The sequence below is a fragment of the uncultured Azohydromonas sp. genome (genome assembly GCF_937926365.1).
GTDB lineage: Bacteria > Pseudomonadota > Gammaproteobacteria > Burkholderiales > Burkholderiaceae_C > Azohydromonas.
In genome coordinates this window covers 111507-130013 of sequence record NZ_CALAOH010000255.1, presented here as the reverse complement: position 1 = coordinate 130013, position 18507 = coordinate 111507, and the positions used below count along the sequence as shown (strand labels likewise).

Sequence of the window (18507 nt, the reverse complement as noted above, 5' to 3'; positions counted from 1 at the left end):
TGCCCGCCAACGATGGCGCTGTGCTGCGCACCGCCGTGAGCTGCAGGCGTGCAGGTGCTGCCGACTTGGGCAGCCATCGGGCTGCGCGCCAGCGCCAGCCACGCCTTCGAGATCCACGACCTCGTGGTGCCGGACACGCATGCCTTCGACATCGACCCCGCCGCGGCAACGCAGCCCGGCGCGCTCTACCGCTTCCCCTTTGACGCGCTGGCGTACGTGACGCTGGCGGCCAGCCTCGGCGGCATGGCGCGCGGCTTCCTGCGCTTGGCCACGCCGCTGGTGCTGGAGCGCCCGGTCGGGCCCAGCCGGCAGCCCCTGGGCACACGGCTGCAGGTACGCGCCCAGCTGCAGTCGTCCGTGCAGCAACTCGACGGCCCGCGCGGTTGGTGCCTGGAACTGCTCGATGAGGCGTGGAGCCGGTTGGAGCGCGACGGCTGCTCAGTAGACGAGAAGCCGCTGCATGACGCGCGCTGGCCTGGCCTCGTACGGTGCGTGAGGCCGTGGACGGCGTCTATTCCCTGTGCGGCCCGACCCGCGCCGATCCGCGCACCGCCCCCAACTGAGCGTCGGGCGACCTACACACAAACACGCTGAACGCAGAACGCGATGCTGCTGTAACAACACCCCGGCGTGTGACGGCATTGCCGAAGCCAGTGCAGCGATGCCGTTGCCGCCCTGCCCGTCCCAGTCAGGAGAAACGGCCATCGGTTGCATAGATTGGTCGAAGGCGATGGCGTGCGCCGGCTCCTGCCGCTGCGAACACAGCGGCCCGGCCGTCCAGACGAGACAGCAAAACATGTGGCGTCGGTGGCGCAGAACAGGAATACTTCGCCAGCTGCGGTTATGAGCTCACGCATTGAGCCTGCGGCTGGCGAGAGTCTCTTTCCTGCAGCCATCGGTATCAATGCAAGTAGATACCTCCCGCGATGCTGAGCCAAGAACTGCAACGACCATCGGCCAACTTCATGGATGCGCACGTGTCAGCTGTTCCATCAACGTTGTCCTGTGTTGACGACTGGACCGACAATGACTGGGCCGGCTTTCGGTGGTCCGTCTGGGTACCTTTCAGCGGTGGCAACACGAAATTCTGGCCAAAGAGTCCTGGCCTGTACCGGGTACGCGTGCAAGACACGAGGCAACTTGCCTACATTGGGCAGACTGGGGACTTGCGCTCCCGCCTGCAGTCTCTGAGGTCTGGCACCCTGAAGGCGAAGATGCCGTGGAACGATCCCCACACGGCTGCTCCCGGGCTATGGGCGTGGAAAGACGCGATTGGCTCGGCGTTCGAGGCTTCTGCAGCCCCCCTGGACGTGAGCCGGGAGCAGCGCTTGGCCGCTGAATGCATGCTGCTTTGGCATTACAGGCGGGCAGCCGGCCGTTCCACGCTGTGCAATCATGGCCATTTTCACGGTGGCTACAGGCGGCCTGGAAATCGCAAGTCAGGGCGCTGCGGCGCACGCCTGGAGCTCCAGGGCGCAGGCTCAGCTTACCAAGACTCTCTGCCGGGTTTGCAAGCTCAAGGCTCCCCTTGCTCGGATGACTGGATGGGGCTGGAATGGACTCCCTTCGCGCCAATTTCCAACGTCGTACATCAACCTGGCATGTTCCTCTATCGCTTGCGTGCCAAAGACGTGGATACGGTTTGCTATATCGGACAGACCAGTGACCTGTCAGGGCGAATGCGAGACCACGCAAGCACCTTTGCACCCGTGGCCCCGGAGGTGTCGCACCTCGCCAAGCCTCTGGGCGGTGGGATCGTGCATGCGCTTGAGCTGGAGAACGACCTCATTGGTGCGTTCTTTGCCTCGCAAGGGACGGCACCCAGATTCCAGTTCCGCGCCGGGACAATGGACAAGCATCTCGAGCGGACTTGAGTTCAGCAGCAGGTCACGGATTCCTGCCCATGGCCACAGGCAGTAAACCTGATCCACCCTGTCAAACGACATGAGCGGTTGACCTCTCATGTTGCCTCATTGCGCTAAAGGCCGAGGTTCCGGTCAGCATTGGAACGTGCGACCTGCGCTCACATATACCAGCTTTGCTGCTGCCAGGAATCCTGCACTCGCAACATTTCTTCCAGGCATGCTGGCAAGGCATCCTCATGTTCAAGCTGCAGTCCGGCGCTTGCGAGACGTAGCCGCGCCAGACAAGCTGCTGCATGAGTTCCGTGCTCTTCCCCTGCATTCCGCATCAGGGACACGGCTTCCTCCACGACGTCGATGTCTGGATCGAGAAGGTCAGCCATGAAAGCGGCGTTCAAGCACAGTCTTGCCAGAGCTGTGGCCGCCAGCATTACATCTGCTTCGGGTTCCTCGACTTCTGCGGCAGTGTTCAGTGCTGCTTCGTAGCAATTTCCCAAGGCACTGGCAAGAGCATCTATATCGTAGTGGTCGAAGAACTGGCTACCAATCTCTATCACGGGTGAGTCGTCAACATCCGGAGTACCGCCACTCGTTGCCCGCACCTTGGTGCAAGCAACAGCCTGCTCGATTGCCAAGCGATGCCAAGCCGGCTCTGCCTCGTAGCTGGAGGCCAGCCGGGAAAGCGTTTCGGCACAGTGCGCTACAAAGCCCACCTTGGTCCAATGATTCGTTATCTCGAAAGTCATGCTCGGGTCAGTGTGAGGTTCCTGGCTCCTGGATCAGGTAGTGTGGATCAACTTCAGCCATCAACAGTCTCACGGCCCATTCATCACACACACTGGCTGCCTCTCATGCTGCAGACTATAGTAGGACTTACGCAGAACGCCTTCAGCTAGCGCCGAAGTCCCGTTTTTCGGCGCTACTTCAGACGTGCGCCATTCGGACTGACGGATTTTTCAGTTCTTGCTTCATGTAGTTCGATAACATCTCCTTCTTGATTCTGTAGATGTTCTTCTTCAGCTCTCGGGCCAGTTCAGACAAATGCACCCAGACCAGCATTGCACAGCCAATGTGGTTCCTCTGAGCGCGTGCCGATCGGCACTGGCATTTCTCGATGCCTAATGCTTGCTTGACTTCCCGGTGATACTGCTCAATCTTCCAACGCACGGCGCACATTTCTCGGGTACCGTCAGTTGAATCCTGAGAAAAATCGTTCGTCACAATCCATTCCGTGCGGCTGTTTTCAACCGCGACCCGAAACAGTTTTAGCTTGAAGTCTCCCGGGAATCCATGCACCTTGACCAATTTGCCGTGCGCGGCTTGCTCTGAAGTCCATTGCAATTCGCTCACCGCCTTGTAGGACTCTTCACCGCCGCTGTCATCGACCTTGCGGTTGCTCTTGAGCGGGCAGTAGAAGAGCTTGGCCGAGGCATGGATGTGCTTCATCAGCTCCTTGGTGGCATACCACGAGTCCATCAGCACGGTGCGAAAGCGCAGCTTCTTGCTATGGATGGCGTTATCGAACATCTCCTTGGCATGGGCCAGCTTGGTCTTGTGATCTTCGTCGGGTGCGTAAACGCGCCAGTCGATGACCCAATAGCGCCCCGTCCTCAAATTGACGTACAAACAGTTGACCAAGCCGATGCCTTTGATCAGCCGATGAGCGTTGCCGCTGTACTGCAGACGCACCAAATCGATCTTGTGAGCGTGGTTCTTGTCCAGGACGCTGTCATCAAAAATCAAGCAAGCGTCATCGTCATACTCGATGACGTCTTTGACGCTATTCCACAGCTCCTCGGGGGTTACGTTGTCGTCCTGCAAATAGCGGTTGATGGCATCGTGCGAGAAGTGCGGATGATGGTCTGCAAAATACGTTTGCGTGTAATTGATCTGGCTGGCCAGAATGAACTGACAGTAATCACGACGAGTTGGCTTCACAGAGTTCCTCGCGCATGAGTGGGCACCTATTTTACTCAACCAGACAACCAACTCGAAAAATATTATGAAGTTTCTTTTGCGTAAGTCCTATATAGGTTACCGGCGCAACAACAAGGACCAGACTCCGTCACCGGAGGGTAAGGCTTCCAGGTGTAGAAGGAAGACGGGTACACCGAAGCACTGCCAGTACGGGCATCTACTGGACAACCGTTGACACGTCGATTCTGACGCGTCAGAATCGATACAACGCCCAGAAGCCCTCTTCATGCAGATACCCCCGTTCGAAGCCAGGAGCTATTCCGGTCTGGCCAGCACCCCGCTAGGACAGAAGTTGTGGAACTACCTGAACAGGCCTGAATCCGTGCTGAGGATGCAGGCTGCCTCTGACCTGGAGCGTCCCGCTCTCCAGGCTCTCGAAGAAGGGCTGTTGCAGGAGTTCGGTGACAAGGTGATGGACGACCGCGTCAAGCAGATGATTGGCGCCATGACGAGGCAGGTGATGGAGCGGGTTGGCTATGTTTGGGTACGCAACAATGTTCCTCTGGCTGGCGTGCCGTTTTCACGGGCATCCAAATACCGCCGCAGAGACCTCGCCGAGTTCCACGTATGGCGCGCATCTGATGACCCGCGCAGACTGGCGCTTTCACTTGTTAAAGCTGGCGCGCAGTTGCCTGCATGTGAAGCTGGCCGCTGGCTCTACTGGAAATCGCTCGACGGCGAGATTCGTGTTGTTGTAGGGCTCGGTATCGCTGACATCGGGGCTGCCAAGCGGGCGCTTGCAGAGCAGGGCTGTCATCTGCACACGATGCCGTGCATGCTCAGTGCTCCATGATGGAGAACGGAACTCATTGAGCTGTCAAGCAAGACTCCCACATCGAGTGGCCGGGTTCAAGACAAAGCACAGCTGGCGTCCTTGGCAGGTTTGATGCAGCCGCACAGGCAGGCGAGCCGACTTCGGCAAAAGCCTGCAGCGCTGCCAAGGCAAAGGGAACGGAAAAGGCCCGGGTTTTTCGGATGGAAAAAGGAGCGCATCGTCATGGCAACCCTGATGGATCTGCGTAATGCGACCCTTGCTGCGCGCCAGCGTACCAACGACGACACCATCAGCACGCGAGTGGAAGCCGGGCGGGTTCAGGTTGTACGCGTCACCTATCCACCTCGGAAGCATGGCCGGTCGGTGGTGACGCCAATCACGGGCTTCCTTGCCCCGGAGGATGCCGTTCGGGCACTGGAAACCCTGTGAGCATGCGTCCAGTCCCTGGGCTTTCAGGTTATCTGAGGGGAAAGCGCAGGCTGTGCCGTCCCCGGCGCGGGACTGTCCATTACGCCCTGCCGGTACACATGGGTGCATGGAAGCTGGCAGCAATGCGTCTTCCGGTACATGGGACGTTGTTGTGCAGTAAACCACCAAGTCGGACAGGGAGGGAATATGTGAAGGATGCTCGACCAATTTCCTACTATGTCCTGGCAACTGCCGACGCCCGGATGGTGACCTGCGACACCCGGACAGGACCGGCGCTCACGACAAGTGCGGCGCTCTGCTACGTCTGGAGTGATCCAGTCGAGGCCGAAGCCCAGCGGCAAGCCTATGAGGGTGCCCTTGGTGTCAATCTCGCTGTCCAGCCTCGGCGGCAACAGCATCACTAACCATTTGGCGGTGCCCCATGTGGCGCACCCGAAGACAGTCCATAGATGATGGCTGCGGAGGAAACATGCGGCCGCCAGCAGTGACGTCGCGCACCGCCCTCTGTTCTGCCTTCATGGCCAAATTGTTTAACATGCAAAGCGATTATTTTGATGCAGAATGTAATGCGTGAAAAAGAAGCAGTATTCCGGTGCTGGGGATAACGACGGAGACGACACCGGACCTACCGACATGCCTTCGCCTCGGCAGAGGACAGGCGTCAAGTTTCGGGATCGGCCGGAGGAAAACGGGAAGCCATCGCTGCGCCCTGGTTCACCCATCGCCCAGGGCAGCACCTTGCCGGCCGCATCCAGCGATGTTGGCAGCGCCGGGCAGGATGCACGCGGTCCTGCCACCGGAACGGGCTTTACCCCGGATCCCGAGCAGGCGGCCGTCATCGGGGCGGGATGGGATGAGCGGCTTCTTGTGGTCGCAGGTCCGGGTGCTGGAAAGACGCAGGTCGCTGCAATGCGGCTCGTGCATCTTCTCCGCCAGGGGCTCCAGCCAGCGCAGATCCTCGTCCTGAGCTTCTCGCGAAGTGCCGTCGCGACACTGACACGGCGCATCGAGGGACTGCAGCTGGTCGACGCCGCGCTTGTCGAGGACCTGCGGCATCTGGCAATCCGGACATTCGATTCGTGGGCGTTCCGCCTTCTGCGCCAGAACGGCGCCCCCGCTTCCGACCTGCTCCGGAACTCCCACGACGAGAACATCTCCCTTGCGACGGCGGCTCTCGCCGACGAGACGCAGACGGCTGTCCTGGACCGGCTTTCCATCATCAGGCACGTGGTGGTGGACGAGTTCCAGGATCTGCCTGGCGTGCGGGCCGGGATGGTGAACACGCTGCTTTCCCGCCTCTCTGACACGCAACGGAAGATCGGGTTTACCGTACTCGGCGACCCCGCACAGTCCATCTACGGGTTCGCGGCCCGCAGCAGCGGACAGCTGACGAATCTGGACCCATGGCAGGAGCTGCAGACCCGCATGGGTTCCAGCCTGCGTCAGGTTGAGCTTTCCACCAACCATCGCGCCACGAAGAAGCTGGCTGACATGGCAGCCGGTCTGCGGCGGATCCTGGAACGCCGGAATCTGGAGCCAGCCAAGAAGCTTGCCGGAATGAGGCGCTTCCTCGACAACCTGCCGACCTCACCTGCAGACTCAAGGCTTGGCCCCGCTTGGCTGACCCGGCTGCCTGAAGGATCGCTGGCAGTCCTGACCCGCACGAACGGGGAAGCCGCAAGGGTAGCGAAGATGCTGCTGGGTGACGGCATCGAGAGCCCGCCCGTGCAGGTGCACCTGCGGCTGGCAGGCAACGTTCCATATGCTCCGCCCTGGATTGCACTGCTGCTTTCACGGTTCAAGCCCAGGACCATCACCCGTGGGACGTTCAACGCCGTCCATGCACGTGCAGTGCAGGAAGCAGGCGATGGCGTGCAGTCCATCCCCGTGCCACCGGCTGACCTCGCCTGGCGCAGGCTCTCGCTGGCCAGTGGCTCCTCCGATGGCGCTTCTGCGCTCGACATGCACGTGCTGCGTGAACGCCTCGCATGGCCTGACTCCTTTCCCGAAGACCAGGATCACGACGAAGCGAAGGTCGTCGTCACGACGATCCATCAGGCAAAGGGCATGGAGTTCGACAACGTCGCCCTTCTTGAGGGGAAGGACGAGGGCGAGACATGCGACGACCCGCTGGAGGAGGCGCGTGTCGGCTTCGTCGCAGTGACAAGAGCCGCCACCCAGCTCGGACGTCTTCCTTCGACCTGCATCTACAGGGCGCCCTACCAGTGGCAAGCCTCTTCCAGTCGTACGCGGCATGTCTCGTGGGGAGGGATGGTCAACTTCCAGATAGGGCTGCCGGGAGACATCGATCCGGTCAGCCTTGTCGACACGGCGGTCCACGGTGATGCTGCAGCGGTTGAAATGCTGCAGAGGAACCTGGCATCAAACGCGGCTGCATGGCGCGGGCACAAGGTGGTACTCCGGAAAGTCTCCGGCCCTGACGCATCAGCCAAAGCGCGCGATGTCCGGTACGACATCCGCCTGCAGACCGGGGACGGAAGCGAACCGCTTCTTGGCCGTACCAGTGCGCAGGTAACGATGGACCTGCTGCGCCTTCTCTGGGACAAGTACCACTACTTGCCAGGCGTCATCTACAACCTCCGCATCTCGGAAATCATCACGCTCGGCGTGACCGAAGACGTTGTGGATTCGGTCCCGGAACCCTGGCGCTCCAGCGGCCTGTGGCTGGGAATATCGCTCCTTGGAACGGGCGACTTCAAGATGGGAAAGTCTCGTGGCAGCTGATACCCAGGCAATGGATGCGGCGCGGGCGGAGCTCGTGCAGATGGCCAGTTCACTGCTCGTCGGCCCACTGCGGCCAGACGAGTTAATCGACTCGGCGCCAGTCGACACCTATCTGACAGGCATCCTCTGGCCAAGAGGCGCGCCGGTGGACGCCCAGGATGATGAAGCGGGCCTCGATGCAGCGGGCAGCACCAGCGCCGACCCCGAGTCCGCATCGGCGCCAGAGACGGCCATCCCGGGATACAGGACGATCCGGCCTTGCTCCATCGGCATCAGCTTCGCGGTCAAGGCGGGCGCAACCGTGGTGATAAGCCTCGGGAGCACGGCACGGTACGAGCCCCGGGATGCCTCGGCAGACAGGCCATCCGGAGAGAGCGAAACCGGGCCTGCGGCTCCGGCAGATGCATCACCGGCAGAGCCAAGCGAGACAGCGCGGGGCCAGGACGGGGCGGCGCCCAGGCCAGGGCGGACCTGGGAACGAAGGCAGCTTGGCTACCAGCTGCACCTCCCGCCAGAGAGCCTGTCCTCGACGAAGAAGTACAGCGAGTTCACTGACGACTCGGGGCAAACGGTTCTCGATCCACGGCTTTCGGTACACGTCCGGCGGCGTGTCGGACCCGGACAGCATGTGTTCACGGTGACGCTGATCAACGAGGAGCCTGACGACGAGAGGTCGGGGCCGAGGGATGCGAGATGCATGTTCCAGGCCGAGGTCGTGGTCCGGGCCGTGCTCGGAAACGAAGCGGCCATCGAGCCTCGGCCAATGCCGAACATCGACGCGAACGACGCTGACGCGCTGACGAACGCGCTGCTGTACCGGGATGTCCGCGAGTTCGCCGTCGGCCATGGGGTCGCAGCCACGTGGGCAGCCGAGCCGGGCAGCACGGTTGACGAGGTGCGCACCACCTGGCTGCCGGCGTCGTCCGTCAAGGGAACGGACCCTGACGGACACGAGCTACTGGACGTGTTCAGGCGCCAGTACCCCCATGCCTTCGACGCGGCGTATCTGGGAAGCGAGTCCGCGCGCGGGGACGTGGTGAAGGCACTGGCTGCCTTCGCGGACTGCTACGAGCACTGGATCGAGTCAGAGCTGCACCCTCGTGCCGCTGGATTCACCGGCAATCATGCGAAGGCCGCCGGGAAAAATTTCGAGAAATGCGTGCTTGCCGCAGCACGCATCCGCGCGGGCGTGAACATGCTGCGCACGCACGATGCCGTCTGGACCGCGTTTGCCCTGGCCAATGCGGCAATGGACAGGCAGGCCCGCTTTTCCGCTCGTGGAGCGAAGGCCGGTCCCCTGGCATGGCGCCCCTTCCAGCTTGCGTTCATGCTGCTGGTGATCCCGGGGCTGGTCGATCCGAAGCTGGATGACCGGCGCTGCATGGACCTTCTCTGGTTTCCCACGGGCGGTGGCAAGACGGAAGCGTATCTCGGCCTTACAGCCTTCCAGATCTTCCATCAGCGGCTGACAAGCGAGTCCCGGCGTGCCACCGGCGGTGTCGATGTGCTCATGCGCTACACGCTGCGGCTCCTGACGGTGCAGCAGTTCCAGCGGGCGGCGGCCCTCATCACGGCCTGCGACTTTCTGAGGGAGTCGGATCCGCGGCTGGGAACGGCGCGCATCTCGCTCGGCCTGTACGTCGGAAAGAACGCAACGCCCAACAAGATGGCAGAGGCGCGGGAGGCCATCGAACTTGAGCAAGCGGACCAGAAGCCCAAGTCGACACCGCGCCAACTGCTGCGGTGTCCCGTCTGCGGGACTGAGCTCCGGGGATCGGCCTACAGGGCCGACCCGCTCCTGCCGCGCATTGACATCGTCTGCGCCCAGGCCGGATGCGAATCCGGCGGCCGGCCGCTTCCCGTGCTCACGGTCGACGAGCCGATCTACGACACGCCCCCATCACTGCTCATCGGCACGATCGACAAGTTCGCGCAGATTCCACGCAGCACCGCCATCCGCGGAATCTTCGGGCTGGACGGAGGAACACCGCCCGGGCTGATCATCCAGGACGAGCTTCACCTTATCTCGGGTCCGCTGGGCTCCATGGCGGGCCTGTACGAGACCGTGGTGGACACCCTCTGCACGCGGGACGGCATTCCTCCCAAGGTAATCGGCTCTACCGCAACGATCGGCCATGCGGCATCCCAGGTGCGCTCGCTGTTCGACCGGTCCGTGCTGCAGTTTCCACCTCCCGGATTCGAGGCCAGGGACTCGTTCTTCGCTGTCCGTGACGACAGCGGACCGGATCGCCTGTACATCGGGGTCCCGACTGCGGGCCGAAGCCCGAAGTTCGCGCTGCAGGCCCTGGTCGCTGCCCTGCTGCAGTCCGCGGCAGGCCTGCGGCACGGGGGCAGGCATGACGATGGCGCCGTCGATCCGTACTGGAGCTGTGTCGCCTACTTCAACAGTCTGCGCGAGCTCGGCGGTGCCTACGTCCTCATGCAGGATGACGTGCCCCGCCAGATGCAGTTTCTCGCCAGCCGAACCGGCACGCCCATGCGCGAGCTGCAGCAGCTGCCGGTCGAGCTGAGCAGCCGCCGTTCGTCCCGTGAGCTTCCCGAGCTGCTTCACGCACTGTCCGCAACGCTGGCAGATTTCATGAAGGATCCGTGCGAGCATGAGGAGCCCAGGGACACCGTGCTGGCGTCCAACATGATCTCGGTGGGCGTGGACGTGCCCCGGCTGGGCCTGATGGTGGTCAACGGGCAGCCCAAGTCCACGGCCGAGTACATCCAGGCCAGCAGCCGTGTCGGCCGTGGCCTGCCGGGTCTCGTGATCACGCTCTACAACTTCGGCCGCCCCCGCGACCTGTCCCACTTCGAGCACTTCCGTGCCTACCACGGAGCCCTCTACAGGAGCGTCGAGGCCACCAGCGTCACGCCTTGGGCGCCTCGGGCCCGGGACAAGGCACTCCACGCCGTCCTGGCCTCGCTTGTCAGGCATCTCGTCACAGGGCTGTCCGGCGATGAAGATGCCATCAGGTTCGATCCCCGGGATCCTGCCGTCCAGGATCTCCTGGCCACCATACGGGCCCGCGTCGCGGCAGCTGCAGATGCCGGCGAAGCCGCAGAAGCCGCATCGGAACTCGAGGCCATCGTGTCGGAGTGGGCACGCCGCAGCAGCGAGGCAAGGACATCGACCCAGCGCCTTGTCTACTGGGAGAAAAAGACGCCCTTCGGAACGAGTGCGCCACACCTGATGTGCGCTGCAGAGACAGGCGGCACTGGCAGCACGCTCGCATGGCCCACTCCCAACTCGATGCGGGAAGTGGAACCCTCTACCGCATTTGTCCTGAAGACGATCACGCGCAGAACCTGGAGTACATGATGGCAACGGCAAGAAGGGGCTTCCGGCCAGGCGGCGCTGCAGGAAAGGCCGCGACAACGTTTTCCGGAGTCGAGCCTCTGGGCAAGGTGCGCCGCTCGCAGCTCGTATCGACCTACGGCATCGGCGCGATCGTTGACCTGGAAAAGGGTTCCTTCATGCCTATGGGGCTGGAGGACTGGGATAACGCGACGCGGCTTCCGTCGCTGACGATCAACGAGACGCGGCTGCAGGCGCAACTGGGTGTCAGCCACTTCAGGCTGCCACCCGCCACGGAGGACATCTCTGGCAAACCCGGCCGGGTGGATCCCGCACAGGCGCTGCCGGCCGTGCGCTTTCCCTCGTGGCACGAGTGTCCCAAGTGCCACCGGCTGGGAAGGGAGGGGGATCCGTTCCAGCTCTCGGCGGACGGGGCGCAGCTTGAATGTACCGGTCACGCCAGGCCTGTCCAGACGACCCCGGTTCGCTTCGTCATCGCGTGCCGCAAGGGCCACATGGACGAGTTCCCCTGGGAATGGTGGGCTCACAGGCACCGTGCCGGAGGCATCTGCGAACGGCCTGCTCTCGAGCTTGGCTCGCGCGGAAGGTCGGCTGCCCTGGCTGACTTGTATATCCGGTGCAAGACGTGCCGGGCCGTTGAGTCCCTGGGCGACGCATTCCGGCCCGACAGTCTCAAGGGCGTCAAGTGCAGCGGCGTGCGCCCGTGGCTCCATGACCGCCAGCCTGACTGCGATGCACCGCCCCGGGTGATCCAGCGGGGTGCGTCGAATGCACACTTCGCCGTGGTGGCCTCCGCGCTGTCCATTCCTCCTGCATCAGAGGGTGCATTCCAGATCATCGAGGGGCAGTGGCTGTCACTTGGGGGGATGCCCGCAGAAGCCGTGATGCCCGTGCTCACCAGGCTCGCCACGACGTACGGCATGCCCGTGGAACCGCTGCTGATGGCGTTTCGCGAGAAGCAGCGGATCGAGGGCATCCAGGGACAGCGTACCGAGGTGAGCTCGCGGGCCGAGGAGTACGTGGCCCTCTCGCACGACAGGGACGACCCCATCGTCGGAGGCGTGGTACCGCAGTTCTGCAACTCGGTCTACGAGCCCGAGGGGGAGCTGTCCCGGTGGTTCGATCTCGTCGGCGCCGTCTCGCGGCTGCGTGAGGTGCGCGCGCTTGCAGGCTTCAGCAGGATCGAGCCCTACCCGGTCAGCAGTGAACGGATCGCGGGTGCAATCCGGGATGGGCATGTCGCACCGCTGTCGAAAGCTCCCCGCGGCTGGCTGCCTGCAGCCGAGATCCGCGGGGAGGGCATCTTCCTGCGCTTCCGCAACGAAGCCATTGACGCCTGGGTTGCAGCCAATCCCGCGGTTCTTTCCCGCGTCGCGTGCCTCGACAGCCGGTCGGCTGCCATCGCGGCCGAGCGAGGGTATCCGCGCGACTACAGCATCACGGCGCGGCTGCTGCTCATCCACTCCTTCGCTCACGCGCTCATACGGACGATATCCATCGACTGCGGCTACTCGTCATCGTCCCTGCGGGAACGGCTCTATGTCGGTGAAGCCAGCGGGCCGATGTCCGCCATGAGCGGCGTGCTGGTGTACACGGGCTCACCGGATTCCGAGGGCAGCCTTGGCGGCCTCGTTCGGCTGGCGGAGCCAGAGCGGCTGGAGCAGATCATCCTGCGCACGATCGAAGCCGCAAGATGGTGTGGCAGCGATCCTGTGTGCCTGGAAACCGATCCTGCACAGTCTGGCGAACGGGTCAGCGGAGCCGCCTGTCACTGCTGCCTCCTCGTGCCGGAGACAGCCTGTGAAAAGTTCAACCGCGAGCTGGACCGCACCATGCTGGTCGGCCTGCCGGCAGAGGGAGCACAGGCGGGATGGAGGGGTTTCTTCGACATGGATGACGCGGACTGAGACATGGCGACGCTCATTCCGGAGCAGCCCAAGGACTGTCCATACGGGGAACGCATCGTCTATGAGCGGCTTGGGCGTGACCTCGATGCAGACTGCATCGTGCTGCATTCGCTGGGCCTCCATGGCCACGAGACGAAGATCTGGGGAGAGGTCGACATCGTGGTGCTGTCGACCAAGGGATTCTTCGCGCTTGAGGTCAAGGGCGGCAAGGTGTCCTGTGCCGGCGGAGTCTGGACCTTCGGTGACCCCGCGGGTTCCTCATACACGAAGCGTGAGGATCCGTGGACGCAGGCCAAGGGAACGATGTTCGCCGTCTGCAAGGAACTCGAGACAGCCGACAGCAGCTTCGAGGACGTCCTGTTCGGCTTCGGCGTCGTCATGCCAATGGAGACGTTCACGGCAACAGGTGCAGAGATCGAGCAGGCCGTGCTGCTGGACCGTCGTGAATTCCGCCTGCATCTTGGTTACTACATCGGGCGGCTGCAGCGTCACTGGACCAAGGTCTTCCAGGAAAAGCACGGTCGCACCCCCCGGCTGCCGACGCGGCAGGACATCCAGCGCGCCCGGCAGCTGCTTCGTCCGGACGTGGACTCGGCATTCAGCCTGGGAAGCTACCTCACCGGGGTCGAGTCCAGGCTCGTGCAGCTTTCCCGCGACCAGGTCAGGGCCTCACGCCGGATGGCTGCGAATCCCCGCACCATCGTGCGAGGCAAGGCCGGAACGGGCAAGACGGTGATTGCCATCGAGCGCGCGATGCAGCTTTCTGCCGAGGGCCGAAGGGTGCTGTACCTGTGCTTCAACCAGCTCCTGGCGCGTCACTTGGCAGCCGCCATGGCGGCCGAGCCGCGCGGCCGCCGGGTCGAGGTGCGCCATGTCCACTCCCTGTTCCATGAAGTCATCCGCCGTGCAGGCATGCAGGACCGCCTGGACGCTGCCGCGGGAACCAGGGAACTCTATGCCGAAACGTTCCCGCGGACGTTCGTGGATGCTGCTCTCGAAGCAGGACTGCCGGCCTGGGACGCGCTGGTCATCGACGAGGCGCAGGACCTGCTGACGCCAGACAACATCGACGCGTTCGACCTGCTGCTCGGAGCGCCAGGCATCAACCGCGGCTGCTGGCACATCTTCTTCGACCGGTACCAGAACATCTACGGATCTGACGTCCAGGAGCAGGTCGAGAGGCGTCTTGCAGAGGCACAGCCAGCGTTCGACGACCTGTTCGAGAACTGCAGGAACACGCGTCAGGTGGCGGTGCAGGCCTCCATCGTCTCGGGCATCGACCTCGCACTGGAGGAAGCGCCTGATGGCCCGCCATGCGACAACATCTACTACCGTGACCGGAAGACGTTCCGCCAGCAGCTGGAGGCCACCGTGGCAAGGCTGCTGCGACAGGATGTCCGCCCGCAGGACATCGCGGTGCTTTCGACGCGTACGCGTGAAAACTCCCTGGTGGGCGACGTGAGGGAGATTGCGGGGGTTCCGCTGGTTGATGCCATGTCGGCATCGGCGGGCGACATGGTGTTCTCGACCATGCACGCATTCAAGGGGCTGGAGCGGATGGTGGTCCTTGCCATGGACATTGACGACATGGGCGATGCCGGCCGGTCGATGCTCCACTACGCGGGGCTGTCCCGAGCGCGCTGCCTGCTTCACGTTTTCCTGCCGGAGTCGGCGCGCGGCTCGTATGCCGGTCAGGCTGAAAGGTTCGCAGCCCGGATGGCTCGCCAGGCCGTCTGAGGGCCTGCCCGTCCGCAAGAGCTGCCGCTGCCAGAAGAGGTACATGCAACCGCTCACGAGGGAACCCCAATGGAGAACCACCTCTACGACATGACGGTCGACCGGCTGTCGACGTACTTCGGAACGGCGCAGCCACTCGACAGCGGAAACGGTGCCCGCTTCACGTCCGCACGCCGCGGCAAGGCAACCGTGTACCACGCGAACATTGCCCCCGGGAACCGCGCCGAGCTGGCGTTCGAGCCCGCCTCGATGGCCAAGCGGCTGGCACTCACCGAGCGCGAGTTCAGGTCCCTCGTGGCGGACTGGCGTTCAAGGACCGGGAGAGACGTGCAGCCGGATCCGCAGTTCAACTGGCCCCGGGTAGGCATCTCGGAGGCACCGCATGTGGAAGCCATCGTTGCGGACATCGCGCGATGCCTCACCCCAGCAGCGTAGACAGGTGACAGACGTGAAGACCAGCAGAGCCGGCCTGGCACGAATCGGGGCCACGCACCCACACCCGGGATTCCATGGCCCCGTCCTTCCAGCACAACCGATCCTGTGGCCTGGCGCGCCGGGAGAGGCCAACGGCACGGGTGGACGGTGCGTGGACCAGGAGGATCGGGCATGAGTGCCACCTTCCATGCAGGGATGCGGGTCCGGCTGAAGTCCAATCCTGCGCGTACCGGCGTCCTGTCTGGAGAGACCACCGGCAATCCGGCCTCGCCGCGCTGGCAGGTGATCTTTCCCGAGCGCACGGAGTTCGTGCCGGGCCTCGCGCTGGAGCCCGTGCCGGCGGAAGGCGGAAATCCGTACAGCGACATGAGGCAGCTGCGCTTCGGGCGGTCAAGGGATGTGCGGTCTGCGCTCACGCACGCCCGGCTCGGCGGCAGGCTGGCGGACCTGATCTACAGCCTCTACACCACGAACACGGACTTCTATGCCTACCAGTTCAAGCCGGTGCTCTCGTTCCTAGACTCGCCATCGCGCGGACTTCTGATCGCGGACGAGGTGGGTCTGGGCAAGACCATCGAGGCTGGACTGATCTGGACCGAGCTGCGCAGTCGCGAGGATGCCAGGCGGTTGCTCGTGCTCTGCCCGGCGATGCTGCGCGAAAAGTGGCAGCAGGAACTGTCCGAACGGTTCGGCGTCCAGGCGCAGCTGTGCAGCGCCGAGGAAACGGTGAAGGTGCTTGAGCAGGCTGCCGGCAACTCCCGCGCCTCGTTCGCCATCATCGCGAGCATGCAGGGGCTGCGGAGTGTCTGCGATTCGTCCGATGAAGACGACGACGAAGGCACGCTGGCGGCACGGATGAGGCGCATCGCGGAGGATGGCGCAGGAGACACGCTGCCACTCGACCTTGTCGTGATCGACGAGGCGCACTACATGCGCAACCCCGACACGATGACGGCCAGGCTCGGGCGCCTGCTCAGGCGGATGACCGAGAACCTCGTGCTGCTGTCGGCCACTCCTGTCCACCTGCGCAATGCTGATCTCTTCCATCTGCTGAATCTGGTTGACAGTGACACGTTCCCGCATGAATGGTCCTTCGATCAGGCACTGGAGGAGAACGCTCCCCTGGTCGAGCTCAAGGACATGCTTCTCCAGGGACAGCCCGATACGGACGCAATCACGGCGGCGCTGCAGGCACTGCAGCGCACGGAGGTCGCCGCCCGCAGCGAGGCCCTGCGCTTCACCCTGCAGTCACTGCCGGATGAAGCCGAACTCCAGTCGCCCGGTCGCCGGATCGAGCTTGCGGAGCAGCTGGACCGGATCAATCCGGTCACCAAGGTGGTGACCCGCACCCGCAAGCGTGACGTTCACGAGAGGAGGGTGGTCCGCAACCCCGTGGCAGTCCGTGCGGACATGACACCGGTCGAGGTGGAGTTCTACGGTCAGGTGACGGCCGCCGTGCGCAGCTACTGCCGGCAGCTCGACATGGCCGAGGGGTTCATGCTCACGATCCCGCAGCGCCAGATGTGCAGCTCGATGGCCGCCGCATGCCGTGCCTGGGCACGGAGGTCAGCTGATCTTGACGACGAGATCGACCAGATCCTGTGGGACGCGTTCGGCGATGACGCCACGCTGGAAGACAACGGACGCCGTCGCCCGGATGCCAGCAGCCTGATCGCGCAGCTCTCCCGGATTGCCCGTGACGTGGGGGATTTCGAGGCGCTGCGCCGGCACGACTCGAAGTTCGCCACGCTGCGCGACCAGCTGCTCGAGTACTGGCAGCGGAATGCCGGGGCGAAGGTGGTCCTCTTCGCCTACTTCCGGGAGACGCTGAACTACCTTGCCGAGCGCTTTGCCGAGATCGGCGTCGATGCGGTCGTGCTCATGGGCGGCATGGACAAGCAGGCTGCTCTTGCAAGCTTCAGGTCGCCGGAAGGGCCACGGCTGCTGCTGGCGTCGGAAGTTGCCAGCGAAGGTGTTGACCTCCAGTTCTCCTCGCTGCTCGTCAACTACGACCTGCCCTGGAACCCGATGCGCATCGAGCAGCGCATCGGACGCATCGACCGCATCGGACAGAAGGCCGAGCGGATTGTCATCCTGAACCTGTTCCTGGGTGGCTCGCTTGACGAGCGGGTCTACGACAGGCTCCTGGAGCGGCTGCATGTCTTTGAGCGCGCGCTCGGCAGCATGGAAGGCGTGCTGGGCGACGTCATCCGCAAGATGAGCTTCGACCTTCTGCGCCACGACCTGAGCGAGAACGAAGAGCTGGACATGATCGAGCAGACGCGCATGGCCGTGGAACGCAACGCGCGCATTGAGGACAGCCTGGAACAGGAGGCCGGGCGTCTGGTCGCGCACGGGGACTACCTGCAGCACCGGATCGCTGCGGCCAGGAGCCTGAACCGCTACGTGACGTCCGAGGATCTGCGCTCCTACATAGGCGACTTCATCGACGAGTACTGCGAAGGAGCACAACTCGTGAGGGCCAGAGACGGCGACCCGCCGGTCTGGGAGCTGGACCTCGGGCCAGCAATGCGTGCAGCCTTCGCGGAGTTTGTCGAGAAGGAGAGGCTGCAGGGCCGAACCAGACTTGCCACCCCGGCCGCCGGGCGCCAGCCGTGCGTGTTCGAGAACGTGCTGCGGCAGACCCGCAGCGATGCCGAGTCCATCTCGCAGTACCACCCGCTCGTGGCGTTTGTCCGACGCCGGCTCGATGCAGAAGAGAGACATCGCAGTGCCGTGGTTGCCGCGATGCGGATGCATGCGCTGGCCACTGGCAGCGCTGCGACAGGTCCCCATGTCTTTGCGGTATGTCGCTGGACCGTCACCGGAGAGCAGGAGTCCGAGCGTCTCGCCTTCGAGGTCCGGAGACTCGGCAGTGACGAGGTGATGCCGGCCGAGGATGCCGAACGCCTCGTGACAACGGCTGCCATGCAGGGTCATCCCTGGCCCGGAGCGGCGGGAGCGCTTGACGGCAATGCCGTGGGTGACTGCTTTGACGCGGTCATGGACGCCCTCGACCGTCGTTACGAGGCGTTTGCTGCCAATGCTGCCCGCGAGAACCGTGACCGGATCGCCTTCCAGCTCGATCAGGTGGACCGTCTGGAACAGCGGGAGACGAGGCGTCTGCAGGAGCTCATCGCACGGCTGAGGCTCCACAACCGGACGCGGACCATCAAGGCCAACGAGGGCCGGATCGCGAAGGTCCGGGATCGCGCGAACGAGCGCCGTGCGCGTCTGCTGGGCCGGCGGGAGCTGAGACACGAATCGTCGCTGGTGTGTGCCGGGGTCGTGCTGCTGGAGTGACCAGAAAGCGGA

General features: G+C 63.6%; 12 protein-coding genes. 10 read left to right on the top strand and 2 right to left on the bottom strand.

Annotated features, from left to right (window positions below; genetic code table 11):
• Positions 1–54: 54 nt before the first annotated feature.
• Together Q0741_RS28695 and Q0741_RS28690 are read left to right on the top strand one after the other, a co-directional pair.
• Complete coding sequence (locus tag Q0741_RS28695) at positions 55–594, top strand: hypothetical protein (protein ID WP_298236606.1); 540 nt, start codon at positions 55–57, stop codon at positions 592–594.
• A gap of 1007 nt (positions 595–1601) precedes the next feature.
• Complete coding sequence (locus Q0741_RS28690) at positions 1602–1874, top strand: hypothetical protein (protein ID WP_298236605.1); 273 nt, start codon at positions 1602–1604, stop codon at positions 1872–1874.
• 149 nt (positions 1875–2023) lie between these two features.
• On the opposite strand, the gene Q0741_RS28685 is transcribed toward Q0741_RS28690, so the two are convergent.
• Both Q0741_RS28685 and Q0741_RS28680 read right to left on the bottom strand, forming a co-directional pair.
• Positions 2024–2608, bottom strand: coding sequence for a hypothetical protein (locus Q0741_RS28685; RefSeq protein WP_298236604.1), 585 nt, complete (start codon positions 2606–2608; stop codon positions 2024–2026).
• 178 nt (positions 2609–2786) lie between these two features.
• Complete coding sequence (locus tag Q0741_RS28680; protein ID WP_298236603.1) at positions 2787–3800, bottom strand: transposase; 1014 nt, start codon at positions 3798–3800, stop codon at positions 2787–2789.
• Positions 3801–4065: 265 nt separating this feature from the next.
• Between Q0741_RS28680 and Q0741_RS28675 the strand changes: the two genes are divergently transcribed.
• The 8 genes from Q0741_RS28675 (at position 4066) to Q0741_RS28640 (ending at position 18495) form a co-directional block, all read left to right on the top strand.
• Positions 4066–4632 (top strand): hypothetical protein, encoded by a 567-nt coding sequence (locus tag Q0741_RS28675; RefSeq protein ID WP_298236602.1) that lies wholly within the window; start codon positions 4066–4068, stop codon positions 4630–4632.
• Between the two features lie 204 nt (positions 4633–4836).
• Positions 4837–5043 carry a hypothetical protein gene (locus Q0741_RS28670; RefSeq protein WP_298236601.1) on the top strand — a complete coding sequence of 69 codons (207 nt, stop codon included), beginning with the start codon at positions 4837–4839 and terminating at the stop codon, positions 5041–5043.
• A 570-nt stretch (positions 5044–5613) separates the two neighbouring features.
• Positions 5614–7788, top strand: coding sequence for a UvrD-helicase domain-containing protein (locus tag Q0741_RS28665; RefSeq protein ID WP_298236600.1), 2175 nt, complete (start codon positions 5614–5616; stop codon positions 7786–7788).
• Positions 7778–11116 (top strand): helicase-related protein, encoded by a 3339-nt coding sequence (locus Q0741_RS28660; protein ID WP_298236599.1) that lies wholly within the window; start codon positions 7778–7780, stop codon positions 11114–11116. Before Q0741_RS28665 ends, Q0741_RS28660 begins: the two co-directional genes overlap by 11 nt.
• On the top strand, positions 11029–13020 hold the full coding sequence (gene drmB, locus Q0741_RS28655) for a DUF1998 domain-containing protein (RefSeq protein ID WP_298236598.1): 1992 nt from the start codon (positions 11029–11031) through the stop codon (positions 13018–13020). Before Q0741_RS28660 ends, drmB begins: the two co-directional genes overlap by 88 nt.
• A 3-nt stretch (positions 13021–13023) precedes the next feature.
• Entirely contained in the window at positions 13024–14757 is a 1734-nt protein-coding gene (locus Q0741_RS28650) for a nuclease-related domain-containing protein (RefSeq protein ID WP_298236597.1), read from the top strand.
• Between the two features lie 69 nt (positions 14758–14826).
• Entirely contained in the window at positions 14827–15192 is a 366-nt protein-coding gene (locus Q0741_RS28645) for a hypothetical protein (RefSeq protein ID WP_298236596.1), read from the top strand.
• Positions 15193–15363: 171 nt separating this feature from the next.
• Complete coding sequence (locus tag Q0741_RS28640) at positions 15364–18495, top strand: SNF2-related protein (RefSeq protein ID WP_298236595.1); 3132 nt, start codon at positions 15364–15366, stop codon at positions 18493–18495.
• Positions 18496–18507 lie beyond the last annotated feature (12 nt).